General features: G+C 62.4%; 19 protein-coding genes. 13 read left to right on the plus strand and 6 right to left on the minus strand.

The window, feature by feature from the left end:
• Positions 1–235: 235 nt before the first annotated feature.
• From BM300_RS13450 to BM300_RS13485, 8 genes are all read left to right on the plus strand, one after another.
• On the plus strand, positions 236–718 hold the full coding sequence (locus tag BM300_RS13450; RefSeq protein WP_058546861.1) for a sigma-70 family RNA polymerase sigma factor: 483 nt from the start codon (positions 236–238) through the stop codon (positions 716–718).
• 145 nt (positions 719–863) lie between these two features.
• Positions 864–2,198 carry a lysine N(6)-hydroxylase/L-ornithine N(5)-oxygenase family protein gene (locus BM300_RS13455; RefSeq protein WP_092149209.1) on the plus strand — a complete coding sequence of 445 codons (1,335 nt, stop codon included), beginning with the start codon at positions 864–866 and terminating at the stop codon, positions 2,196–2,198.
• Between the two features lie 275 nt (positions 2,199–2,473).
• Positions 2,474–5,674 (plus strand): transporter substrate-binding domain-containing protein, encoded by a 3,201-nt coding sequence (locus tag BM300_RS13460; RefSeq protein WP_092463121.1) that lies wholly within the window; start codon positions 2,474–2,476, stop codon positions 5,672–5,674.
• A 127-nt stretch (positions 5,675–5,801) separates the two neighbouring features.
• Positions 5,802–6,236, plus strand: coding sequence for a response regulator (locus BM300_RS13465; RefSeq protein ID WP_092149215.1), 435 nt, complete (start codon positions 5,802–5,804; stop codon positions 6,234–6,236).
• 75 nt (positions 6,237–6,311) lie between these two features.
• The gene (locus tag BM300_RS13470) at positions 6,312–6,965 is read left to right on the plus strand and encodes a response regulator transcription factor (RefSeq protein ID WP_170845957.1); all 654 of its coding nucleotides are present in this window, start codon (positions 6,312–6,314) and stop codon (positions 6,963–6,965) included.
• A gap of 153 nt (positions 6,966–7,118) precedes the next feature.
• Positions 7,119–7,985 (plus strand): pirin family protein, encoded by an 867-nt coding sequence (locus BM300_RS13475; protein WP_063320281.1) that lies wholly within the window; start codon positions 7,119–7,121, stop codon positions 7,983–7,985.
• A gap of 194 nt (positions 7,986–8,179) precedes the next feature.
• On the plus strand, positions 8,180–9,622 hold the full coding sequence (locus tag BM300_RS13480; protein ID WP_092149218.1) for a mechanosensitive ion channel family protein: 1,443 nt from the start codon (positions 8,180–8,182) through the stop codon (positions 9,620–9,622).
• A gap of 304 nt (positions 9,623–9,926) precedes the next feature.
• Positions 9,927–10,367: a carboxymuconolactone decarboxylase family protein gene (locus BM300_RS13485; RefSeq protein ID WP_092222556.1), complete on the plus strand. Its 441-nt coding sequence runs from the start codon at positions 9,927–9,929 to the stop codon at positions 10,365–10,367.
• A gap of 12 nt (positions 10,368–10,379) precedes the next feature.
• On the opposite strand, the gene BM300_RS13490 is transcribed toward BM300_RS13485, so the two are convergent.
• Entirely contained in the window at positions 10,380–11,144 is a 765-nt protein-coding gene (locus tag BM300_RS13490; protein ID WP_092149224.1) for an AraC family transcriptional regulator, read from the minus strand.
• A 99-nt stretch (positions 11,145–11,243) separates the two neighbouring features.
• Between BM300_RS13490 and BM300_RS13495 the strand changes: the two genes are divergently transcribed.
• The 4 genes from BM300_RS13495 to BM300_RS13510 all read left to right on the plus strand — a co-directional run bounded on the left by BM300_RS13495 (position 11,244) and on the right by BM300_RS13510 (position 16,568).
• Complete coding sequence (locus BM300_RS13495) at positions 11,244–12,392, plus strand: MFS transporter (protein WP_092463123.1); 1,149 nt, start codon at positions 11,244–11,246, stop codon at positions 12,390–12,392.
• Positions 12,393–12,510: 118 nt separating this feature from the next.
• Positions 12,511–13,011, plus strand: a complete 501-nt coding sequence (locus BM300_RS13500; protein ID WP_092149230.1) for a sigma-70 family RNA polymerase sigma factor — start codon at positions 12,511–12,513, stop codon at positions 13,009–13,011.
• A gap of 37 nt (positions 13,012–13,048) precedes the next feature.
• Positions 13,049–14,032, plus strand: a complete 984-nt coding sequence (locus BM300_RS13505; protein ID WP_092463124.1) for a FecR family protein — start codon at positions 13,049–13,051, stop codon at positions 14,030–14,032.
• A gap of 97 nt (positions 14,033–14,129) precedes the next feature.
• On the plus strand, positions 14,130–16,568 hold the full coding sequence (locus tag BM300_RS13510; protein WP_092463126.1) for a TonB-dependent siderophore receptor: 2,439 nt from the start codon (positions 14,130–14,132) through the stop codon (positions 16,566–16,568).
• Positions 16,569–16,772: 204 nt separating this feature from the next.
• On the opposite strand, the gene BM300_RS13515 is transcribed toward BM300_RS13510, so the two are convergent.
• Positions 16,773–17,924, minus strand: a complete 1,152-nt coding sequence (locus tag BM300_RS13515) for an MFS transporter (protein WP_092463128.1) — start codon at positions 17,922–17,924, stop codon at positions 16,773–16,775.
• A gap of 179 nt (positions 17,925–18,103) precedes the next feature.
• Here BM300_RS13515 and BM300_RS13520 point away from each other — a divergent pair, with 179 nt between their 5' ends.
• Entirely contained in the window at positions 18,104–19,105 is a 1,002-nt protein-coding gene (locus BM300_RS13520; RefSeq protein WP_092463129.1) for a diaminopimelate epimerase, read from the plus strand.
• A 56-nt stretch (positions 19,106–19,161) separates the two neighbouring features.
• On the opposite strand, the gene codA is transcribed toward BM300_RS13520, so the two are convergent.
• The 4 genes from codA to queD all read right to left on the minus strand — a co-directional run bounded on the left by codA (position 19,162) and on the right by queD (position 23,299).
• Positions 19,162–20,409: a cytosine deaminase gene (gene codA, locus BM300_RS13525; protein WP_072345859.1), complete on the minus strand. Its 1,248-nt coding sequence runs from the start codon at positions 20,407–20,409 to the stop codon at positions 19,162–19,164.
• Positions 20,410–20,421: 12 nt separating this feature from the next.
• Positions 20,422–21,693: a cytosine permease gene (gene codB, locus BM300_RS13530; RefSeq protein WP_072345861.1), complete on the minus strand. Its 1,272-nt coding sequence runs from the start codon at positions 21,691–21,693 to the stop codon at positions 20,422–20,424.
• 186 nt (positions 21,694–21,879) lie between these two features.
• Complete coding sequence (locus BM300_RS13535; RefSeq protein WP_092347654.1) at positions 21,880–22,710, minus strand: alpha/beta fold hydrolase; 831 nt, start codon at positions 22,708–22,710, stop codon at positions 21,880–21,882.
• Between the two features lie 232 nt (positions 22,711–22,942).
• Positions 22,943–23,299: a 6-carboxytetrahydropterin synthase QueD gene (queD, locus tag BM300_RS13540; protein WP_003203918.1), complete on the minus strand. Its 357-nt coding sequence runs from the start codon at positions 23,297–23,299 to the stop codon at positions 22,943–22,945.
• Between the last annotated feature and the right edge of the window lie 60 nt (positions 23,300–23,359).

Consider the following 23,359-nt stretch of genomic DNA (forward strand, 5'->3'; position numbering starts at 1 on the left):
CTCAGGTTTCAGGGCCGCTTCGCGCCCCAGCGGGAGCAAGCTCCCTCGCCACAAAAGCCAGGGGCCGACGCCTCGTCAACTGAACGAATCAGCCCTGATACAAACCAAAGCTTTAAATCTATATGAGAATTACTATAAATTACGCGATTGAATCTGCCACTATCGTGCCATTGCCTTTCCCGGGCATGCCGAGTGGGCACAGGGATAGCTGGCGCAGCCATTGCGCACGGGAGTCATGTTGGAAAACTACTATCGCGAGCTGGTGTGTTTCCTGAACGCCAGGCTAGGCAACCGCCAGGCGGCCGAGGATGTGGTGCATGACGCCTATGTGCGGGTGCTGGAGCGCGCCAGCGACACGCCCATCGAACAGCCCCGGGCGTTCCTGTATCGCACGGCATTGAACCTGGTGATCGACGGGCATCGGCGCAATACCTTGCGCCAGGTCGAATCCCTGGAGGTGCTGGACAGCGAAGAGCGCTTCTTCACCCCGTCGCCCCAGACCAGCCTCGACCACGGCCAGCGCCTGGACATGCTCCAGCGTGCCCTGGCCGAGCTGCCACCGCTGTGCCGCGAGAGCTTCCTGCTGCGCAAGCTCGAAGGCCTGTCCCACCCGCAAATCGCCGAGCGCCTGGGCATTTCCCGGGCATTGGTGGAAAAACACATCGTCAACGCCATGAAGCACTGCCGCGTTCGCGTGCGGCAGTGGGACGCACATTAATCTGCCTACGCCGGTCGTCTCGCGGTAAATTTTTTTTCATTGTCCTCGTTCCTCTCAACACACGACTTGTTGGCCCCCTAAACGCTGGGCAGGTCACCCCAGGCTTTTCGCGCCCTGTTGAGGGCTTTTCCAGAGGACACTGGACATGACACAGGCAATTGCATCGCCCATCGTTCACGACTTGATCGGCATCGGTTTCGGCCCCTCGAACCTGGCGCTGGCCATCGCATTGCAGGAGCGCGGGCCGGTCCAGGGTGAACTGGACGTGCTGTTCCTCGACAAGCAGGCCGACTACCGCTGGCACGGCAACACCCTGGTGACCCAGAGCGAGTTGCAGATTTCCTTTCTCAAGGACCTGGTGACCCTGCGCAACCCCACCAGCCCGTATTCGTTCGTCAATTACCTCAAGCACCATGGCCGCCTGGTGGACTTCATCAACCTCGGCACCTTCTACCCGTGCCGCATGGAGTTCAATGACTACCTGCGCTGGGTGGCCGGGCATTTCACCGAACAGAGTCGCTATGGCGAAGAAGTGCTGCGCATCGAACCGCTGCTGCACAATCAGCAGGTCGAAGCCCTGCGGGTGATTTCCCGCGGCCGCCAGGGCGAAGAATTCGTACGTACCACCCGTTCGGTGGTGGTCAGTGCCGGTGGTACGCCGCGGATTCCCGAGGCGTTCAAGGTGTTCAAGGACGACGCGCGGGTGTTCCACCATTCCCAGTACCTGGAGCGCATGGCGGGCCAGCCGTGCGTGAAGGGCCAGCCGATGAAGATCGCGATCATCGGCGGTGGGCAAAGTGCGGCGGAGGCCTTCATCGACCTCAACGACAGCTTCCCTTCGGTGCAGGTCGACATGATCCTGCGCGGCTCGGCCCTCAAGCCGGCGGACGACAGCCCATTCGTCAACGAAGTGTTCTCGCCGGAGTTCACCGACCTGGTGTTCCAGCAACCCCACAGCGAGCGCGAGCGCCTGGTCAACGAGTACCACAACACCAACTATTCGGTGGTGGACATCGACCTGATCGAGCGCATCTACGGGATTTTCTATCGCCAGAAAGTCTCTGGCATCGCCCGTCATGCGTTCCGGACCCTCACTACGGTGGAGAAGGCCACGGCCACCGACGCCGGCGTGGAACTGGCGGTGCGCAACAACGCTACTGGCGAGTTGACCGTGCGCCGCTATGACGCCGTGGTGCTGGCCACAGGATACGAGCGGCAGATGCACCGCACCTTGCTGGAGCCGCTGGCGCAATACCTGGGGGATTTCGAGGTGGATCGCAACTACAAGCTGATCACCGACGAGCGCTGCAAGGCGGCGATCTACATGCAGGGCTTCTGCCAGGCCAGCCATGGCCTGAGCGATACCTTGCTGTCGATCCTGCCGGTGCGTGCCGATGAAATTGCCGGCTCGCTGTATGAGCACGGGAGCAATCGCGGGCAGGCGCGTCCGGTGCGCGATCAGTTGCTCGCCGCCGTATAGGCCCTGTGGGAGCGAGTCACTCGCAGGAAATCTATTAGCCAACGCAACCCTGTGGGGGCGAGCAAGCTCCCACAGGCCATAGGCCCGGTCTCTGGTCACTCGCAGGAAATTCTTCAGAAATTTCCTACACTCACTTCACAGCCTCCTGCTGTTTGACAGGCTCGGTTCGCTGTTCCCTCGTATTGGCAGTCTGAACCCTTCAGCCGGTCCACCCTGACTGTATGTGCAGTCGGTGTGAGCCGGGCCGACTACGCCAAGCGAAACACCCTGACCAGATGATGTTGCTTTTACGCACAGGCCTGGTGGCGCTGTTGCTGGGCTCATTGAGTGTGGTGCCACCAGTGGGCGCGGCCCCCGAGGCGCTGCGGGTGCTCGGGCGCTCCAATGTGAGCGATTATTCGGTGTCCCTGGACGACGCCGACTGGACCTGGCTGCGCCAAAAGGGCACGTTGCAGTTGGGCGCCTCGGCGCCGGACTACGCGCCGTTCAGCATCACCGGCAATGGTCGCGACTATGAAGGCCTGACCGCCGATTATGCGCAATTGCTCGGGCAACTCCTTCACATCAAGGTGCAGGTCCAGCGCTACCCATCCCGTGCCGAATCGCTCCAGGCCCTGCGCGGCGGCGAGATCGATATGCTCGGCACCGCCAACGGCTTCGAAGCCAGCGACCCGGACCTGGCGATGTCCCAGGCCTATGCCGATGACCTGCCCACCCTCGTGGCGCGCATCAACGACAGCCAGGACTTGCCCAGCGACCTGGCGGGCAAGCGCGTGGCGATGCTGTATCACTACTTGCCGCCGGAGACGGTCGAGGCGTTTTACCCCGAAGCCTCCTTGCAGCTGTTCCCCTCGACCTTGAGCGCCATCGGTGCCGTGGCGTTTGGTCAGGCCGATGTTTATCTGGGGGACTCGATCAGTTCCAACTACCTGATCAGCAAGAATTACCTGAACAATATTCAACTGGCCGATTTTTCGCGCATGGAAGTGCAGCCGTTCGCCTTCGCGGTCAGCCGCGACAACGTGCGCCTGTTGCGCATCATCAATGCCGCGCTGCAAGCCATCCCCGCCAGCGAACAGATGAGCATCCTGAGGCGCTGGAGCGCTGGCGGCGCGAGCATGCCGGGTCAGCAGGCGCTGCATTTCAGCGTCAAGGAGCAGCGCTGGCTGGATGCCCACCCACGGATCAAAGTCGCTGCCAACGAAAACTTCTTGCCGCTGACGTTCTTCGATGAACAAGGCCATTTGCACGGCATCGGCGCCGATGTGCTGGCGAGGATCAGTTTGCGCACCGGTTTGAAATTCGATGTGCAGCGTGGCGACTCGGTTGATGATTTGATCGGGCAGATCAAGAGCGGCAAGGTCGACGTCCTGGCGACCGCCATACCCAGCACCGAACTCGAAGACGAGTTGCGCTTTACCCGACCGTACCTGACGAATCCGTTCGTGCTGGTGGTGCCCGCGCGGGCCAAGGGGCCGCTAACCCTGGACCAGATGGCCGGCAAGCGCCTGGCGCTGGTGCGTGGCAACGTGTTGCGCGAGTTCCTGCTGGAGCAGTTCCCCCGCGTGCAGTTGGTGACGGCACAAAACACCGCCGATGCCATGGCCATGGTCGCCGCCGGCAGGGCGGACGCTGCGGTCAATCCGCTGATCAGCGCCCGCTACATGATCTCCCGCCAGTACCGCGACACGCTGCAGGTCACCAGTACCGTCGGCACCTTGCCCGCGCGCGTTGCGTTGGCGACGAACCGGGGCGCATTGGAGCTTTACTCGATTCTCGACAAGGCGCTGTTGAGCATTTCTCCCGAAGAGATGGACGAGCTGACCAACCGCTGGCGCAGTGAGGTAGTGATCGACGACAGTTACTGGCTGCGCAACCGCACCACGATTCTCCAGGGGTTCACCGTCGCTGCGCTGCTATTGCTGGTGACCTTGGGCTGGGTCATTTACTTGCGGCGCCTGCTGGAGCAATTGCGCGTCGCCAAGGAAAGCGCTGACGACGCCAACCGGGCCAAGACCACCTTCGTGGCGACCATGAGCCATGAGATCCGCACACCGATGAACGCGGTGATCGGCCTGCTGGAACTGGCCCTGAAAAAAGCCGACCAAGGCATCGTGGACCGGGTCGCCATCGAGGTCGCGTCGGGGGCCGCCCATGGCATGCTGGACTTGATCGGCGACATCCTCGACATCGCCCGCATCGAGTCGGGCAAGCTGTCGCTGGCGCCGCAACGGGCCAATCTGCACGAATTGACCGAGTCGGTGGCGCGGATTTTCGAGGGCCTGGCCCGGCAGAAACACCTGCGCCTGCAACGGGTGCTGGACACCGGGGTCAACCATGACGTGTTGATCGACCCGTTGCGCTTCAAGCAGATCGTCTCGAACCTGTTGAGCAACGCCATCAAATTCACCGACCAAGGCGAGGTGCGCCTGAGTGTGCGCGGCGAGCCGGACATTGAACACAGGCGCCTGGGCATTTGCCTGCGAGTCGAGGACACCGGCTGCGGGATTTCGCCTGAGGACCAGCGCCGCCTCTTCAGCCCCTTTACCCAGGCCAGCCACACGACCCAGTCGGCCCGCAGCGGTTCCGGGCTGGGGCTGGTCATCAGCCGCACCTTGTGCGAAATGATGGGCGGCACCCTGACGTTGCGCAGCGTGGCGGGGGCGGGCACGCAGGTCGAGATCCTGCTGGACCTGCCCCTGCTCGACGCCTTGCCGACCTCGCCGCCTGTCGAGGCTGAGGCGCTGGTGCCGGGCCCGGCGCTGAGTATCCTGGTGGTCGATGACTACCCGGCCAATCGCTTGCTGCTGTCCCAGCAACTGGCCTACCTGGGCCATCGTGTCCAGGAGGCGCAGAACGGTGTCGAAGGCCTGAACGCCTGGCGCAGCGAGCACTTCGATGTGGTCATCACCGATTGCAACATGCCCTTGATGAGCGGTTATGAACTCGCGCGGGCCGTTCGCGACGAAGAGCATGCGCAAAACCTGTCGCCTGGGTTGATCCTGGGGTTCACGGCCAACGCCCAGCCTGAGGAAAAGGACCGCTGCGCCGAGGCCGGGATGGACGATTGCCTGTTCAAACCCATCAGCCTTCGGGCGCTCAATGCGTGCCTGGTTTCGGTCACGCCGGACGTGGGGGCGCCTCAGCCCGACGATGGCATCGACTTGACCAGCCTGGAACAACTGACCGGTGGCGACACGACCGCCATCAGGGCACTGCTGGAGGAACTGGTCAGCAGCAATGCCGACGATCAGGCGCGACTGTTGCACTTGTCCAGCCGACAAGACTTGCCGGGCCTGGCGGACCTGGCGCACCGGATCAAGGGTGGGGCGCGGATCGTCCAGGCGCAACGGCTGATCGCCGCCTGCGAGGCGCTGGAAAGCGCTTGTCGAGGCGGCGATACGTTGCTGCTCGCCCAAGCCGTGGAAGATATTCGCCAAGCCATCGAGCACGTGGCGGAGCAACTGAAGACCTAACAAGGGCTTCGTCTGGCTTCATTTTGGGAATAATCCTACATCGTCTTTCAAGCGCTTCCTCTAGCCTGACGGCCTTTAATGTTCTGAGCCGGTTTCTACCTGGCGCGTTGCTATTGGAAAGCTTGCCATGCCGAACAAAGCACTCCGTATCCTGATTGCCGACCCACACCATGCTCATCGAATCGTGCTGGAGCGCCTGTTCAATCAACAGGGCTATTTCCGGATTGTCCCCGTCAGCCATGTGCAAGAGTTGCTGACGCTGGTGGAGTACGGCAGCGAGCCCTTCGACCTGATCGTCGTCAATGCCGGGCTGACCAGCGGGGCGTTGGACTTGCACGATTTTGTTATCTATAACCCACAGGTTCGTCACGGGATGATTTACAACGCGCAACCGGCCAGCCTGTCGCCGGTGCCGGTCGCGCGCCGATCGAGCATGCACCTGAGCCAGGCGCCACTGCCTGACCTTGTCTCCCTGCGGCGCCTGATGGAGCAGGTCGACCCTCAAGCCCGTGAGTCGCTGCAACCGTGGACGCACGCCCTCAGGCAGGGCCATGGACGCTGAGAAAGACCGTTGGTCTGCACTGTCGGATCTGACAGGTGTCTGGGCCTGGCGCTTGTGCAAGAGTCCGGTGCAGTCATGGCGCCGGTGCCGTTTGTAATGACCTGGGGAATTGCCTTGAAAGACGTGTTGATCGTGGATGACCACCCTGTCATACGAGGGGCGCTGCGGCTTATTTGCCAGAATGAGGCGTTCACCCACATCCGAGACGCCAGCGGCGTGGCCGATGCCAGGGCCCTCATCAAGGAGTGCGTGCCAGACCTGGTGATCCTCGACCTGGTGATGAACGGTTTCGATGGCCTGGACCTGCTGGTCTGGATCATGGCCCAATTCCCTGAGTGCAGTGTGCTGGTGTTCACTTCCCAGGATGCGCAGCACTTCTGCAACCGCTGCATCTCGGCCGGGGCCCGGGGTTTTGTGACCAAGAAAAGCGACCTCAAGGAACTGACCAAGGCCATCCAGGCCTTGAAGTCCGGTTATGCCTATTTTCCGCAGATGTCCGTCAGGCTGGATTTTCAGCAGCGCAGCGAACAGCAGGCGCTGGAAAGCCTCTCCACCCGCGAGCTGTCCATCCTGCGCATGCTGGCCATGGGCATGCGCGGCAAGGACATCGCCGAAAGCCTGTTCCTGAGTCCAAAAACCGTCAGCACCTACAAGACTCGGCTGCTGGAAAAGCTTGGCCTGCAATCCTTGGTGGGGCTGTCGGAGTTTGCCAAGCGCAATCACCTTTGAATGACACCAGAACCTGTAGGAGCGAGCTCCTACAGGTTTTTCAGTCGTTCTCTAAATAGAACGCTAAAGCTGATTTTTGCAGTCTAGTGTTGCAAAGGTGTCGGTTCTAAGCTGTGTCCATTGAATCGCAGTACCTGATTTTGGAGACACAGCATGAAAAACATCATCGGCCTCTACACCAGCCCACGGCCCCATTGGGTTGGCGATGGCTTCCAGGTTCGCACGCTGTTTTCCTACGACAACCTGGGCAAGCACGTCAGCCCGTTCTTGCTGCTGGACCACGCCGCCCCGACTGAATTCACGCCCACCACCGAGCGTCGTGGCGTCGGCCAGCACCCGCATCGCGGTTTCGAAACGGTGACCATCGTCTACCAGGGTGAACTGGAGCACCGAGACTCCACGGGCAGCGGCGGCAAGATCGGTCCCGGCGACGTGCAATGGATGACCGCCGCGTCCGGCATCATCCACGAAGAGTTCCACTCCGAAGCTTTCGCCCGGCAGGGCGGGTTCATGGAGATGGTCCAGTTGTGGGTCAACCTGCCTGCCAAGGACAAGATGGCCCCGGCCGGCTACCAGACACTGCTCAAAGGCGACATTCCGAACATTGCGCTGAAGGACGATGCCGGCAGCCTGCGGTTGATCGCCGGGCGCTTCGAGGGGCATCAAGGGCCCGCGAAGACTTTCACCCCCATCGACGTCTGGGACATTCGCTTGAAGGCCGGTAAAGACCTGGTCCTTGACCTGCATGAAGGCCACAACACCGCCCTGGTGGTGCTGCATGGCTCGGTCCAGGTCAATGGCCGCGAACGGGTCGAGGCCGGCCAGCTAGCGCTGTTCGACCGGGCTGGCGACCAATTGAGCCTGCAAGCCAATAACGATGCCGTTGTGCTGCTGCTCAGTGGCGAGCCGATCGACGAACCCATCGTTGGCCATGGCCCGTTCGTGATGAACAGCGAGCAGGAAATCCACCAGGCCTTCAACGATTTCCACTCGGGGCGTTTTGGCCGGATGGACGATTGAACGCGAAAACAACAGCCACGCCGCACCCACTGTGTGGGAGCTTGCTCGCGATAGCGGTCTAACAGTCCAGGCATCATTGACTGACGCACCGCAATCGCGAGCAAGTACGCTCCCACATGGAGATCTGCGGGGATCTCTACAGCTTGGTCATTCTGTGCCAATCTTCGCCTCATTGATCTTTCTGGAGCCGTCCGATGCTGTCTCTGATCTCCGAGCACCCGCTGCTCTGTGCCCTGGCGCTGCTGGTGCTCGACATCCTGATATGGCGGCTGGTGAGTGCGGATCGGACCTACTGGAAAATCGGCGCGCGGCTGGTGATTTTTTCCTTGTTCAGCATGTTGCTGTTCAACGAGGGCCTCAACCCCATGGAGCCGGCGCAGTGGGTCGACGACGTGCCACGGCACCTGGCGGCCACCGGGTTGCAGATCGCCTGGTGGCTGCTCGCCGCGCGAACCCTGACGGTGATGATGGGCGCGGTGATGATGCAGCGGGTCGGTCACACCGGGCGCTTGTTGCAGGATTTGCTCGGCGCGGTGATTTTCCTGATCGCCGTCATCGCAGCGCTGGCCTATGTGCTGGACCTCCCAGTCAAGGGCGTGCTGGCGACGTCCGGGGCGATGGCGATCATCGTCGGCCTGGCGTTGCAGAGCACCCTCAGCGACGTGTTTTCCGGGATCGTGCTCAACACCACCAAGCCTTATCAGCTCGATGACTGGATTTCCATCGACGGCACCGAAGGCCGGGTCACTGACATCGACTGGCGGGCCACGCGGTTGCAGACCGCCCAAGGCAGCATGGCGGTGATCCCCAACTCACTCGCGGCCAAGGCCAAGGTCATCAACTTCAGTCGACCCAGCGATGTCCATGGGTTGTCCATCAGCGTCCAGGTCAGCCCTCACGCGCGGCCACAAACCGTGATCGACGCGCTGGAGCGAGCGATGATCGGCTGTCGGACCTTGCTCGCCAACCCGGCACCCTGCGTGACGCTCAAAAGCAGCAGCAGTGATGGGGCGGAATACGAGATCAGCGGGTTCGTCGCCTCCAGGGCCCAGAAGCGCGAGGTGCGCAACCAGCTGTTCGACCTGGCGTTCCGGCATTTGCAGGCCTCGGGCGTGAGCCTGTTGTCCAACAGTGAAAGCGCCACCGCCAAGGATGCGTCGCGGCCTCGGGCGTTGCTGGAAAGCTCGAACATCTTCTCCACCTTGCGCCAGGACGAGAAAGATACCTTCAGCCAGAACATGACCCTGCAGACCTTCCGCGCCGGCGACATGATTTTGCCGGCGGGGGAAGTCAGCGATCATTTGTTCATCATTGAATCCGGTGTGGTCAGCGTGACCCTTGTGCGTAACGGCCAGCCATTCGAGGCCGGACGCATGGGGCCGGGAGAGGTGATCGGCGAAGCCGGGATCGTTTCCGAACAGGCCGCGCTGGCGAGTTTTTCGGCCAAGACCTTCTGCACCCTTTATCGCATCGAGAACAGCTACCTCAAGCCTTGCCTCGACGCCCGTCACGACATCAACGACGCCATGAAAAACCTGTTGGACGTACGCATCCACCTCGCCCAGAACCTCACCCGCGAGCTGCCCAAGCCCGTCGCCAAGAAGCGCTTCCTGCAGTGGCTGCGCAGCCGGGCCTGAACCTGCCCCGAAAACACCCCCTGTGGCGAGGGAGCTTGCTCCCGCTGGGTGGCGCAGCCGCCCCAAAATGGCCTACACCGTTCCCCAGGCAGACCGCGTCAGTCGGGTGACGACTGCTTCGCAGCCGAGCGGGAGCAAGCTCCCTCGCCACAACAGCCCGTAGGGTTGGACTCCCTTGAAAAGGCCAATACCCGGTCACGTCTTGCGGCGCCATTGGCCACCCGAACTTCCCAACAATTGGCTATTTGTACCGCGCCACTGCACGGCTAACGTAGCGCTACACCCCATTGTTCTGGAGCTCATCATGCAACCGCGTATCGATTTCTACACCGCCTCCCCAGACGCCTTCAAAGCCATGCTGGCCCTGGAAAATGCCGTCTCGAAACTGGGCCTGGAAAAGTCCCTGCTGGAGCTGGTCAAGCTGCGTTCCTCGCAAATCAACGGCTGCGCCTTCTGCATCGACATGCACACCGCCGATGCTCGTAAGGACGGCGAGACCGAACGTCGCCTCTACGCCGTGACCGCCTGGCGCGAAGCACCGTTCTTCACCGGCCGCGAGCGCGCCGCTCTGGCCTGGACCGAAGCCCTGACCCGCCTGAGCGACACCCACGCGCCGGACGCCGACTATGCCCTGCTGAGCGAGTATTTCAGCCCCAAGGAAATGGTCGACCTGACCCTGGCGATCAACGCCATCAATGGCTGGAACCGTTTGGCGGTGGGCTTTCGCAAGATGCCTGAGGCGTAAACCGGCCGGCAATCAACCCAAGTAGGCTTTTGGCGTAAAACCGGTCATTTGCTTGAAGAAGGCGATGAAGGCGCTGTCGCTGGCAAAGCCCAATTCGAAAGCGCTGTAACTCAGGCCGCGGCCGGTGGCGAGCAGTTCAATGGCGCGCATCAGGCGCCATTGCTGCCGCCATTGCTGATAGCCCATGCCGGTTTCCCGTTGAAAGATCCGGCCGATGGTCCGGCCACTGGCCCCGATTTGCTCTTCCAATACGTTCAATGTCGGCGGCAAATGCTGCAGTGCCGCGAGCAGAGGTGCCAGGCGTTTGTCCTGAGGCAGCGGCAGCAGCATCGGCTGTTGCGGTGCCTCGCGGATTTCATCCAGGCACAACCCCAGCAGGTGCTTGTTACGGCCTTGCGTCCAGTCGCTGTCGAACGCTGCGTCGGTGATCGGTTCGAGTACGGCGCGTAGCAGTGGCGATACATCGATGATGCACACGTGTGAAGGTAAGTCAGCGCACAGTGATGCCTTCAGGTAGATCGATCGATAATCCACGCTCTGTTGCATCACGGCGCGGTGGGGTATCAACGGCGGAATCCAGGCAGCTCGCGATGGTGGCAGCAAGCACAGTTGCTGCGCCAGGGTGATGCGAGTACAGCCCTGGCGTGTGAACAACAGTTGCCCGCGCTGATGTCGATGTACGCCGGAATCGTGATGACCCAGCGTTGCGGCGAGACCGATGACCGGCGCGTCATGGCGGTCGGGGTCGAATAGGGCATGAGCGTCGAGCCAGGCCATGACTTGTCCGATTTCGAGGATTATTTGTCAGGCTTCGGATAATACGACAGCCAATGGCTTCGTAGACTGCTCGCCCGTCTTCGAACGAGCTTGGCTTGCATGATTTCGCGACCTTTCCTTTGCCTGGCGATTGCCTTGGTGATGTTCCCGCAGATTGCCCAGACCCTCTACAGCCCAGCGTTGGCAGACATCAGCGCGAGTTTTGCCGTCAGTGCAGAAATGGCCGCGCAGCTGTTATCCACGTTTTTCTTGGGTTTCGCCCTGGGTGTAGCGGTGTGGGGGCGTGTGTGTGACCGCATCGGTCGCCGGCCCGCCATGTTGAGCGGGTTGGCCTTGTATGCTGCCGCAACGATGCTGGGGTTGAATGTCGACACCTTCGATGCGCTGCTGGCCGTTCAGGCCCTGGCTGCGTTTGGTGCGGCAGTTGGTTCGGTGGTGACCCAGACGGTCCTGCGTGATCGTTATCACGGTGTACAACTGGGCCAGGTTTTTTCAGTGATCGGTATTGCCCTCGCGGCCAGCCCAGCGATGGGTTTGCTCAGTGGCGCCAGCCTGGTAGGACTCTTTGGTTACCAAGGCGTATTCGGCGGCCTATTGATGCTGTCGTTGGTTTTACTGGTGTGGTGCGCACGCGCCTTGCCCGAAACCCTGCCGGACCGTCTCCCTGCGCAACCCCTATCGAAGACACTGTGGCGCATGCTCAAGGACCCCTCCATCTGGTGTTCGTCGTTTCTTGTCGCCGCCTTCAATGTGGCGCTGTTCAGTTACTACAATCTCGCTCCGTTTCAGTTCGAACGGCTCGGATTGAGCCCCGAGTTGTTCGGCTACAGCGGCGTGATCCTGGCGCTGGGCTCGGGCTTGGGGGCTTGGCTGAACAAGCGTCTGTTGGCGCGAGGTTACGACGGTGGCCAGTTGTCGGCGGTGGCGGCAGTGGTGCTGCTGATCGGTGGCGTGAGTGTTCAAGGCTTGCTCGACAGCGGCGGTTTTGTTGTGGCGATGCTGCTGATCGTGTTGGCGTTTGGCATGGCAATACCCAACGTGCTGGGCGCCGCGTTGGTTCGCTATGGCGACTGCCTGGGTACTGCCGGGGCGTTGTTTGGCTTGTTCTATTACGTGTTGATTAGTGGTGCACTGATGCTCGCTGCCTGGTTTCAGGCGCTGGGCTGGACCTTGATCCTGTGTGGCGTTCTAGCGGTGTGCTTGGCGGGAAACCCAGCGCGACCCAAGTCGAAAAACCAGTCTGTTTGAGTCACCACAGGAATCTATCGTCGGCTGGGACAGCTTCGGACGACAGGCACCGCAATAGGTTTGCTTCGTATTAATAGGAAGCATTACTATTCACACCCCGTTTCCACAGCGCGCCGCGATGACCCCCAAGTTGCCCCGCAGTCCCGGCTTTTTCGAGCATTACGAAGAGTTGATCGGCACCTGGACCCGTCGCCTGCGCAATCGCCAGCAGGCCGAGGACCTGGCCCATGACACCTTCGTGCGGGTGCTTGAGTCCGATTCGAGCGGGGTCGAGCAGCCACGGGCCTATTTGCATCAGACGGCGCGCAACATTGCAGTGGATGGCTATCGGCGCGAAGATCGACGGGGGGCCATGGAGGAGGCGGCCGTCGACCATAGCCAGTCGCTGTCGGGCGACCCGGAGCACTACATGCACGCGATCCAGCTGGCAGACTCCATCGAGCGAGCGCTTGCCGAGCTGCCGGCCAACTGCCGTACGGTGTTTGTCTGGCAGAAGATCGAAGGCCTGACCCAGGCGGAAATCGCCGAGCGTTTGGGCCTGTCCAAAAACATGGTGGAAAAATATATGATCCGCACCCTGCGGCATCTGCGCGATTGCCTGGACGGGCCTGGCCAATGATCCGTCGTCCTCTTCCACCTGAGCCACAGGACCTTCCATGATGGATAGCCGTGAATGCCCGTGCGGGCAGGACAGGGTTCGCGACGCGGCGGCGCAATGGTTCGTGCGCCTGCAAGCGCCCGCCATGAGTGTCGAGGAGCGCCAGCGTTTCGAAGCCTGGCTGGACGAACATGCCAACCACCGTGACGAAATTCAATTGCTCCAGGGTATCTGGAGCGCCACGGACCTGCTGCCCAAGGAACGCCTGCGAGCGCTGTGCGAACCTCCCGCCAAACGTCCCAAGCGTCGGCCACTGCTGCGCTATGCCGTCGCCGCCGGACTGTTCGCAGTGGCGCTGGGGTTGGGGCTGTTCAGCGGTTTGAGTTCTTCCACCGACTACAGCGGCGAATACGCCACCGTCCTCGGCGAGCGTCGGCATATCGCCTTGCCGGACGGTTCGATGATCGACCTCAACAGCCGCAGCCGGGTGCGTATTCAATTCGCACACCGTCAGCGCCGGGTGGAACTGGTCGAGGGCGAGGCCCTGTTCAGCGTCGAACACGATGCTGGCCGGCCATTCACCGTCGATGCGGGCAACGGCCAGGTGACGGTGACCGGGACGCGCTTCGATGTGCGCCGCGATGCCGACAAGACCCGGGTGGCGGTGGCGCAGGGCAGCGTCAAGGTCCAGGGACGCGCCGCGCCCCCGGCTCAGTTGGCCATACTGACAGCGGGTCTCGGCACCCAGATCGATGCCCAGGGCAAAGTCGCCACACCTTACGCGGTCAACGCCGAGGCGCTCACCGCCTGGCGCAACGGCAAACTGGTGTTCAACAACGCGCCGCTCAAGGAAGTGGCCGAAGAGGTTTCCCGTTATCGCACTCGCCCCCTGCGGGTCGGCAGCGCGGCGGTGGGCGACCTGCGCCTGACCAGCGTGTTCCGCGCCGACGATCCTGAGGCACTGCTCAAGGCGCTGCCGAGCATTCTGCCGGTGGCTGTGCGCAACCTGGATGACGGCAGCCAGGAAATAATTGCGCGATAAATTCAGGTTTTTTTCGAGTTCTTCGTCTTCTTGTCCAACTGCAACTGGTTTGCATTAACAGACGCGTATTCTTGCGATCAACAGGACAAGGTTCGACGTGAAAACAACCGCCAAAAACAACAACCGTACCCACGTACGCTGGCTGCCCCTGGCCCTGACCCTGGCGGTCAGCGCCGCTGTGCCCCAGGCGTATGCCGATCAGGCTACCACCGCCATTCACATCCAGGCGCAGCCGTTGGGGCAAGCCTTGAGCCAGCTCGGCCAGCAAACCGCGTTGCAGGTGTTCTTCAGCCCCGAACTGGTGGCCGGTAAACAAGCGCCGGCCGTGGACGGCACCCTGTCCCCGGAAGCGGCCTTGCACCAACTGCTGCAGGGCAGTGGCCTGCAATACCGGATTGATGACGGTTCGGCGACCGTATTGCCGGCGCCTTCGGCCTCCAGCGCCGGCCCGCTGGAGCTTGGCGCTACTGAAATCCAGGTGGTCGGTGACTGGCTCGGCGACGCCAATGCGGAGGTGGTGCAGAACCACCCCGGCGCGCGGACGGTGATCCGCCGCGAAGCGATGGTGGAGCAGGGCGCGATGAACGTCGGCGACGTGCTGCGGCGTGTGCCGGGGGTGCAGGTGCAGGACGCCAACGGCACAGGCGGCAGTGACATCTCCCTGAACGTCGGCGTGCGCGGCCTGACTTCGCGCTTGTCGCCACGCTCCACGGTGTTGATCGACGGCGTGCCCGCAGCGTTCGCGCCCTACGGCCAGCCGCAACTGTCCATGGCGCCGATTTCCTCGGGCAACCTGGACAGCATCGACGTGGTGCGCGGCGCCGGTTCCGTGCGCTACGGGCCACAGAACGTCGGCGGGGTGATCAACTTCGTGACCCGGGCGATCCCGGAAAAAGCCACCGGTGAAATCGGCAGCACCCTGGAAACCTCCCAGCGCGGCGGCTGGAAGCACATCGACACGGCGTTTCTCGGCGGCACGGCGGACAATGGCCTGGGCGTGGCGCTGTTGTATTCCGGCGTCAACGGCAACGGTTATCGCCGGAGCAACAACGACAACGACATCGACGACGTCATCCTCAAGACCCATTGGGCACCCACCGAGGTGGACGACTTCTCGCTGAACTTCCATTACTACGACGCTAAGGCCGACATGCCCGGTGGCCTGACCCAGGCCCAGTACGACGCGGACCCGTACCAGTCCGACCGCGACTGGGACAACTTCAGCGGCCGGCGCAAGGACGTGTCGTTCAAATGGTTGCGCCAGATCGACGACCGCACCCAGGCCGAAGTGCTGACCTATTACTCCGACAGTTACCGGGGCAGCACCATCGCTTCCCGGGACCAGCGCAACCTGGTGTCCTACCCGCGCACCTATTACACCTTCGGCATCGAGCCCCGGGTGTCCCACGTGTTCGACCTGGGCCCCACCACCCAAGAGGCCAGCGTGGGTTATCGCTACCTCAAGGAAGGCATGCACGAAGAGGCCAGTCGCCTGGCGTTGCGTGATAACGAACCAGTGGTGCGTCCGGGGGCCGACGGTCACGTCTACCAGGACCGTACCGGTGGCACTGAAGCCCACGCGGTGTATATCGATGACAAGATCGATGTCGGCAAGTGGACCATCACCCCGGGCATCCGCTTCGAAAGCATCAGCACCGAATGGCATGACCGCCCGGTGCTCGACACCGCCGGTCGCCCGGTGCAGGAAAAACGCCGCAGCATCGACAGCAACGAACCGCTGCCGGCCCTGAGCGTGATGTATCACCTGTCCGATGCCTGGAAGCTGTTCGCCAACTACGAGACCTCGTTCGGCAGCCTGCAGTATTTCCAGCTCGGCCAGGGCGGTGACGGCAACAACACCGCCAATGGCCTGAGCCCGGAAAAGGCCAAGACCTACGAGATCGGCACGCGCTACAACGATGACGTGTGGGGCGGGGAAGTGACGCTGTTCTACATCGACTTCGACGACGAATTGCAGTACATCAGCAACGACGTGGGCTGGACCAACATGGGCGCGACCAAGCACCAGGGGCTGGAGGCTTCGGTGCATTACGACATGGCCGCGCTCGACCCACGTCTCGAAGGCCTCACCGCCAATGCCGGTTTTACCTACACCCGTGCGACTTACGAAGGCCAGATCCCGAGCTTCAAGGGACGTGACCTGCCGTTCTATTCCCGGCAGGTGGCCAACGTGGGCCTGCGCTACGACGTCAATCGCTGGACCTACAACCTCGACGCCTTTGCCCAGTCCAAGCAGCGCTCACCGGGCAACAGCGTGAACGCCGATGGCAGCTTCAGCGACGACTACATCACCGATGGCAGCGCCGATGGGCAGTTTGGCGACATGCCGGGCTACGTGCTCTGGAACGTGCGCGCCGGTTATGACTTTGGCGCGCAGCTGTCGAACCTGAAAGTCGGCGCCGGGGTGAAGAACCTGTTCGACCATCAGTACTACACCCGTTCCAGTGACAACAACTCGGGCATGTACGTGGGCGCACCGCGTACGTTCTTTGTGCAGGCGAGTGTGGGGTTCTGATCGAGGACCAGGCCCTGTAGCCTGGAACACAATGCCAGGGGCTGAAATACAATCCAGTGGCGAGGGAGCTTGCTCCCGCTGGGTGGCGCAGCCGCCCCAAAATGGCCTGACGCCGTTTTCCAGGCAGACCGCATCGGCTGGTTTACGACTGCTGCGCAGCCGAGCGGGAGCAAGCTCCCTCGCCACAGAGAGCGGTGTGAGGCCTCAGACTTTCAACACTTTGCCACTGGCCGCCACCGCCACCAGCGATATCGCAATCAACCCAAACGCAAAGCTCAAGCTGCTGCCATGGGCGACGAAACCAATCAGCGCCGGGCCGGCAAGGATGCCGGCATAGCCGATGGTGGTGATGGCCGGCACAGCGATGGCCTCTGGCATCAAGGTCTGTTTGCCGACGGCGGTGTACAGCACCGGCACGATGTTCGAACACCCGGCGCCCACCAACCCATAGCCCAGTAGCGCGGCTTGCCACATCGGTGCGAGGGTCGCCAACAGGAACCCGGCTGCCGCGATCGATCCGCCATAGATGATCACGCGTTTGGCTCCGAGGCGATGTACCACTGAATCGCCGGTCAGCCGGCCGACGGTCATGGTCAGCGCGAAGGCGGCATAACCCAGCCCGGCATAGGCGGTATCCACCGCGCGTTCGGTGGCCAGGAATACGGCGCTCCAGTCCAGCACCGCGCCTTCGGCCAGGAATACGATGAAACACAGGATGCCGATAAACAGCACGACGCCGTGGGGAATGGCGAACGCCGGACCCGAGCTTTCACTGCCGTAGGGCAGCAGGTGCGGCGCAGCCTTGAACAACGCTACCAGCAGCACGCCATTGACCACCAGCGTCGCCCCCAGCGGCGAAAGCCCCAGGCCAAGCAGGGCACTGACACCCGCCGCGCCAATGATCCCGCCGAGACTGAACATGCCGTGGAAACCCGACATCATGGTCTTGCCACTGGCCCGTTCGACGATCACCGCTTGCAGGTTCACGGTCGAGTCCACGGTTCCGAGCCCGGCGCCAAACAGGAACAATGCGGCCACCAGCCAGGGCAGGGAGGTCATCGTCGCCAGCAACGGCAACGCCAGGCAGATCAGAAGCGTGCCGCCGCTGAGCACCCGCCGGCAGCCGAACCGCGTCGCCAGCGCACCGGAAATCGGCATCGCCAGGATCGACCCGACCCCCAGGCACAACAGCAGCAACCCGAGGGTGCCTTCATCCAGGTTCGCCCGCACCTTGGCGTAAGGCACCAGCGGCGCCCAGGCGGCGATGCCGATGCCGGCGATGAGATAGGCGATGCGGGTGGACATCTGTTCCAGGCGTCCGGGGATAAAGGTGGGCGGGGGCGTAATGGCAGTCATGAAACGTCCTTGGCTTACGTGCGATGCGGTGGTGCAGGCAGGAGCCTATGCTTGCATATCCACTGACCGCACCGCGACCCCAAGGTGCCGACGCGAATATCCGGTTGCCAGCAAGCTTTGCTCCCTGGCCTTTGCCGACATAAAGTAGCGGTCCTTGCTGGCTGATACCGGACAGATCCATGACGAAGTTTTATGACGCGCGCGGCAATATCTATGGCGTCATTTCCCCTCGGCAGGTTCGAGACCACGGCATCGCGCTGCCTCAGTCGGCTGCCCAGGCCGCGCAGACACGCGAGTCTTGGGCAACGGCTGCCGTGCACGCGTTCTGCGCCTGGGCGCCGGGCGAAGCGCCGCCGGATGCCAAGGCTCATCGCAGTGACGGTTTGCTGATCGGCCCGTTCCAGAACGAACCGCCCTTTGATCTGTTGATCGTCAATACCGACGGCACCCTGGCCGAGCGCAGTGGCAACGGCTTGACGATTTTCTCCCAGGCCTTGCAAGAGCAGGGCTTGATGGCAGGGACGGGTCATTGCTTGCTGCAGGTCCATCACGATAAACCCGACGGTTTGTCACCGCTGCAAACCTCGGTTCGCGCTGCTGAATTCGAAGGCGCCCAAGGCTTCTGGCTGGACCTGGGCAAACCGCTGTTCGGGCCCGGCGCCGTCGGTGCCCAGGACGTCGAGCGTGTGATGTTCAACCAGTGCGATGTCAGCCGTGTGGCGGCGCTTGAACGGTTGAACCCGGCGTGGGGCAACAGCCAGTTCGTGAACATTGGCAACCCGCATTGCGTGACGCTGGTGGACAGTGCCGAGGCGCTGCCGAGCAATCCGCAGATGCGTGCGCCGGCGCTGTGCCAGAGCCTGACCCGCATCGCCTATGCTCCGCCGGGTGGGGCTGGAATGCCGTGCCCTATGGGGGTGAACCTGCAATGGGCCTGGCTCGAAGCCGAAGGGCGAATCGCCGCCCGGGTGTTCGAGCGGGGTGAAGGTCCCACCGCATCCTCGGGCACCAGCGCCAGTGCCGTGGCCAGTGCGGCATGGCGGGTGGGTTGGGTGCAGGCGGGGGCGGTGAGTGTGATGATGCCAGGGGGGACTGCGCCGATTTTGCTGGAAGAAGAGGCGGGTGAGTTGGCGCGGGTCAGGTTGTTTGGGACGGCGCGGTCTGTGCCTAGAGCTTTCTGAAGGTTTGTGGCGTGGCCGATGCCGCTATCGCGAGCGCGCCCGCTCCCGCAGGGACATCAGCCTGGCTGGTGCGCAAACTCCACCACCGGCATCTGCCGCTTCATCAGCACTTCACCGTTGCGAATCGAATAGAGCGGCAAGCCCTGGCTGCGGATCACTTCGTAGTCACTGTCCGCCGACAGGATCAGCAGGTTAGCCGGACGCCCGGGTTCCAGGCCATAGCGCTCGCCCAGGGCCATGGCCTTGGCGCTGTTGTCGGTGACCAGGTCGAGAGCGCTTTGCAGGTTGCGGTAGCCGAGCATGTGGCAGATGTGCAGGCCGGCTTCGAGGACTCGCAAGATATTGCCGTTGCCCAGCGGGTACCACGGGTCGACGATGGAGTCCTGGCCGAAGCACACATTCATCCCGGCCTCGAGCAGTTCATTGACCCGGGTGACACCGCGGCGTTTGGGGAAATTATCGAAGCGCCCTTGCAGGTGAATGCTTTCGGTCGGGCACGAGACAAAGCTGATGCCCGAATGCCCGAGCAGGCGGAACAGCTTGGCGCAGTAGGCGTTGTCGTAGGAGCCCATGGCCGTGGTGTGGCTGGCGGTGACACGCGCGCCCATGTCGCGGCTGCGGGCTTCTTCGGCGAGCACTTCGAGGAAACGTGAGTGCGGGTCATCGGTTTCGTCGCAATGCACATCCACCAGGCAGCCGGTGCGCTCGGCCAGGTCCATGAGGAATTTCACCGAGCTGACGCCCTGGTCGCGGGTGTACTCGAAGTGGGGAATGCCGCCCACCACGTCGGCGCCCATGCGGATCGCTTCTTCCATCAGCTCGCGGCCGTTGCGATAGGACTCGATGCCTTCCTGGGGAAACGCGACGATCTGCATGTCGATCAGGTGACGGCTTTCCTCGCGCACTTGCAGCAGGGCCTTGAGTGCCGTGAGCTCGGGGTCGGTCACGTCGACGTGGGTGCGCACATGCTGGATGCCATGGGCGGCGAGGGCCTGGATGGTTTTCTTGGCGCGGGTCTTGGTGTCTTCCTCGGTGATGGTGGCCTTGCGCTCGCCCCAGCACTCGATGCCTTCGAACAGCGTGCCGCTCATGTTCCAGCGCGGTTCACCGGCGGTGAGCGTGGCGTCCAGGTGGATGTGTGGTTCGACGAAGGGCGGGACCACCAGGTTGCCGCCGGCATCGAGGTCTTCCGGGCCGAGGCTGGGTGCCTCGGTCTGGCGGGCGATGTTGGCGATCAAGCCGTTTTCCAGGTGCAGTTCATGCAAGCCTTCACGGTTACGCAGACGGGCGTTGATGATGTGCATCAGGCGAATCCTTTAGAGGTTTTGTAGGGACGCATCAGCGGTGCGAGTACCCATTACGCTGATCAATAGCACATACGTTAGCGCGCCGGCAGCGATTCCTACCAGCGGCGCGACCCAGGGTGAATTGAACGCCGCGACGGTGCCAACCCCATAGGCCAACAGCCCGGGCCAGTTGAACGCCGGCAGTTGCGCCTCGGCCAGGCGCGGATAACGACCACGCCAGCGGAAGAAGAAATCGGCCATGATGACCCCGCCGATGGGTGGGATGACGGTGCCCAGCAGGATCAGGTATGGCACCAGCAGATCGTACATGCCCAGCAGCGCCAGCAACGTGCCGATCACCGCGCCGCCGAGGGTTACGGTCTTGCGCCGACGGGTGCGCAGCAGGTTGCAACCGGCCACGGCGAAGTTGTAGATGGTGTTGTCCTGGGTGCTCCAGATGTTGAGCAGCAGCATCGCCATCGCCGCCATGGCGAAGCCCTGCAGCAGCAACACTTCGACCACGTCCGGTTGTTGATAGACGATGGCCCCGTAGGCGCCGATCAGCACCATCAGGCCGTTACCCAGGAAGAAGCCGATTAGGCTCGCCAGCACCGCGACCTTCGCCGAGCGGGAGAACCGCGTCCAATTGGTGGCCTGGGTCGCGCCGCTGACGAAGGTGCCGAACACCAACGTGATGGCGGTGGACCAGTCGAGGCTGCCCGTCGGCACCACCGCCAACAAGCCTTCGAAGCCGCCGACCTTCACCGTCGCGACCCACATCGACAGCATCAGCAGCAACATCATGGCCGGCACGGCAATGTAGGAGAGGATTTCCAAGCCGCGATAACCAATGTAGGCCGTGGCGCAGAACCCCAGGCCGAACAGCACCATCAACCCGAGCACGGTGCTCTCGCTCAACTCGAAATACTTGCCCAACACCACCGCGGCAGTCGCCGTGCCCCAGGCGTACCAGCCGATCTGGGTGAACCCCAGGATCAAGTCACTGAGCTTGCTGCCCACCTCGCCGAAACAGAAACGCCCCATCAACACCGAATTGAGCCCGCTCTTGAAGGCGATATAGCCCAGGCCTGCGGCGTAGAGGCCCAGCAGCAGATTGCCGATGACGATGACCGTGAGCATCTCGGCAAAACCGAACGCTACCCCCAGCTTGCCGCCGGCAAACATGGTGGCGGTGAAAAAGGTGAAACCCAGCAGCACCATGGCCGTGGAGGCCAGGCCCTTGCGAGCGTGCATCGGGACTTCGCTCAAGGGATAGTCATTGCCCGGATCGTTCTGAGTCATGTGGCGGTCCTTGCGGATGAGGGGGATATCGCAAACGTGCAGCGCCCGTGCCAAGCGAGTGATCGCGAGGTTATTTATAGACAATCCTGGGGATTGGGTGGGCGCAGGGACCAAAAGCGGTGCAAGAGTGATTCAAGTTGGAACACGGATCTCACTCGCAGGGAATCCCCTGTGGGAGCGGTTTCTTCAGGGACCAAGATGCAATGGCAGGAACCGCAACACCGCCGCGACGATGGCCTCCGGCGCGTCTTCCTGGACCAGGTGCCCGGCATTTGGAATGGGATGAAATTGTGCCCCTGGGATCATCCGTTGCAGGGCCCGGCCGCGCTCGATGGGAATCCACTGATCATCCTCGCCCCACAGGATCTGGGTCGGGCAGCGCACGTTCGGATACAGCCCCTCGGCTTCCCGGGTGTAGCGTTCGTCCATCTGCGCGATCTGCCGGTAGAACGCCGCCTGGCCCGGCTCGCCAAGCCACGGCTGCACGTAGGGCGCCAGTTCCGCGTCCGGGATGTCCCGTTTGATCGCGCCGCGGACATAGGTCGGCACGATGGCCCGCTGAATGTAGTCGGGCAGGCCGCTGAAGGCCGCTTCATGCTGGCGGACATGCTGCACAAAGGGCGAACCCCAGGGTGACAGCGCCACGGGGTCGATCAGGGTCAGGCTGCGGTAATCCTTGCCGTTTAGCAGGTGCGTGCGCAGGGCCGTGGCACCGCCAAAGTCATGGGCCACCACATCCGGGCAATCCAGGCGCCAATGCTCCAGCAATTGTGCGAACAACAGGTTTTGCACGCCGAGGGACACGTCGGCATCGGGTTGCGCGGATTGGCCATACCCCAGCAGGTCGAAGTAATGCACCCGGTGGGTGGCGAAGAACAGCGGGGCGATCCGGTGCCACACGTAGGAAGAGAAAGGAGTGCCGTGGACAAACACCAACGGCGGGCCATCGCCGTGGATGGCGTAGCGGATGCAGTGCCCGTTGAAGTCGTATGTTTGATCCAGCGTCCAGTGGGTCATGATCGATACTCCCCAGAAAATGGCTCAGGGGCTAGAGCATAGGCCAATGCCATTGAGCAGGGGAGACACCCTTGTGGCGAGGGAGCTTGCTCCCGCTGGGCCGCGAAGCGGTCCTCAAGCCTGAGATTGCGGTGTATCAGGTTGAATCGAGTCGCTGCTTTTGGGGCTGCTGCCCAGCCCAGCGGGAGCAAGCTCCCTCGCCACAGAAGCTCCCTTGCCACAAGGAAAGGGGTTATTCGCCGTGGTAGATGCAACCGCTGGTGCAGGTCTCATGGATGCGGATGGCGCTGAGTTCCGGCAGCAATGGCTTCAATTCATTCCAGATCCACTTGGCCAGGACTTCGCTGGTAGGGTTTTCCAGGCCAGGAATGTCGTTGAGGTAGTTGTGGTCCAGGCGCTCGTAGAGCGGCTTGAAGATCGCCTTGATTTCCGAGAAGTCACGAATCCAGCCCGTGTGCGGATCGATGTCGCCGCTCAGGTGGATCGCCACTTTGAACGAGTGGCCGTGAAGGCGGCCGCACTTGTGGCCGTCCGGCACGTGGGGCAGGCGGTGAGCGGATTCGAAGGTAAACTCTTTGAAGATTTCCACAGGTTCGGGCTCTTTGAAGGTAGCGGTCGCGAGGCAGGCGGCGGAGTTTATCAGTTTGAT

Origin of the sequence: Pseudomonas sp. NFACC46-3 (assembly GCF_900114515.1) — a bacterium.
Classification (GTDB): Bacteria; Pseudomonadota; Gammaproteobacteria; order Pseudomonadales; family Pseudomonadaceae; genus Aquipseudomonas; species Aquipseudomonas fluorescens_Q.

Excerpts from the sequence above, each read along its gene's own strand:
- BM300_RS13535 (WP_092347654.1), bottom strand. The coding sequence starts at position 22,710 with ATGACCCACTGGACGCTGGATCAAACATACGACTTCAACGGGCACTGC.
- BM300_RS13460 (WP_092463121.1), top strand. The coding sequence starts at position 2,474 with ATGATGTTGCTTTTACGCACAGGCCTGGTGGCGCTGTTGCTGGGCTCA.
- BM300_RS13505 (WP_092463124.1), top strand. The coding sequence starts at position 13,049 with ATGATGGATAGCCGTGAATGCCCGTGCGGGCAGGACAGGGTTCGCGAC.
- BM300_RS13515 (WP_092463128.1), bottom strand. The coding sequence starts at position 17,924 with ATGACTGCCATTACGCCCCCGCCCACCTTTATCCCCGGACGCCTGGAA.
- codA (WP_072345859.1), bottom strand. The coding sequence starts at position 20,409 with ATGCACATCATCAACGCCCGTCTGCGTAACCGTGAAGGCTTGCATGAA.
- BM300_RS13520 (WP_092463129.1), top strand. The coding sequence starts at position 18,104 with ATGACGAAGTTTTATGACGCGCGCGGCAATATCTATGGCGTCATTTCC.
- BM300_RS13500 (WP_092149230.1), top strand. The coding sequence starts at position 12,511 with ATGACCCCCAAGTTGCCCCGCAGTCCCGGCTTTTTCGAGCATTACGAA.
- BM300_RS13495 (WP_092463123.1), top strand. The coding sequence starts at position 11,244 with ATGATTTCGCGACCTTTCCTTTGCCTGGCGATTGCCTTGGTGATGTTC.
- codB (WP_072345861.1), bottom strand. The coding sequence starts at position 21,693 with ATGACTCAGAACGATCCGGGCAATGACTATCCCTTGAGCGAAGTCCCG.
- BM300_RS13465 (WP_092149215.1), top strand. The coding sequence starts at position 5,802 with ATGCCGAACAAAGCACTCCGTATCCTGATTGCCGACCCACACCATGCT.
- BM300_RS13455 (WP_092149209.1), top strand. The coding sequence starts at position 864 with ATGACACAGGCAATTGCATCGCCCATCGTTCACGACTTGATCGGCATC.
- BM300_RS13450 (WP_058546861.1), top strand. The coding sequence starts at position 236 with ATGTTGGAAAACTACTATCGCGAGCTGGTGTGTTTCCTGAACGCCAGG.
- BM300_RS13480 (WP_092149218.1), top strand. The coding sequence starts at position 8,180 with ATGCTGTCTCTGATCTCCGAGCACCCGCTGCTCTGTGCCCTGGCGCTG.
- BM300_RS13470 (WP_170845957.1), top strand. The coding sequence starts at position 6,312 with ATGGCGCCGGTGCCGTTTGTAATGACCTGGGGAATTGCCTTGAAAGAC.
- BM300_RS13490 (WP_092149224.1), bottom strand. The coding sequence starts at position 11,144 with ATGGCCTGGCTCGACGCTCATGCCCTATTCGACCCCGACCGCCATGAC.
- BM300_RS13485 (WP_092222556.1), top strand. The coding sequence starts at position 9,927 with ATGCAACCGCGTATCGATTTCTACACCGCCTCCCCAGACGCCTTCAAA.
- BM300_RS13475 (WP_063320281.1), top strand. The coding sequence starts at position 7,119 with ATGAAAAACATCATCGGCCTCTACACCAGCCCACGGCCCCATTGGGTT.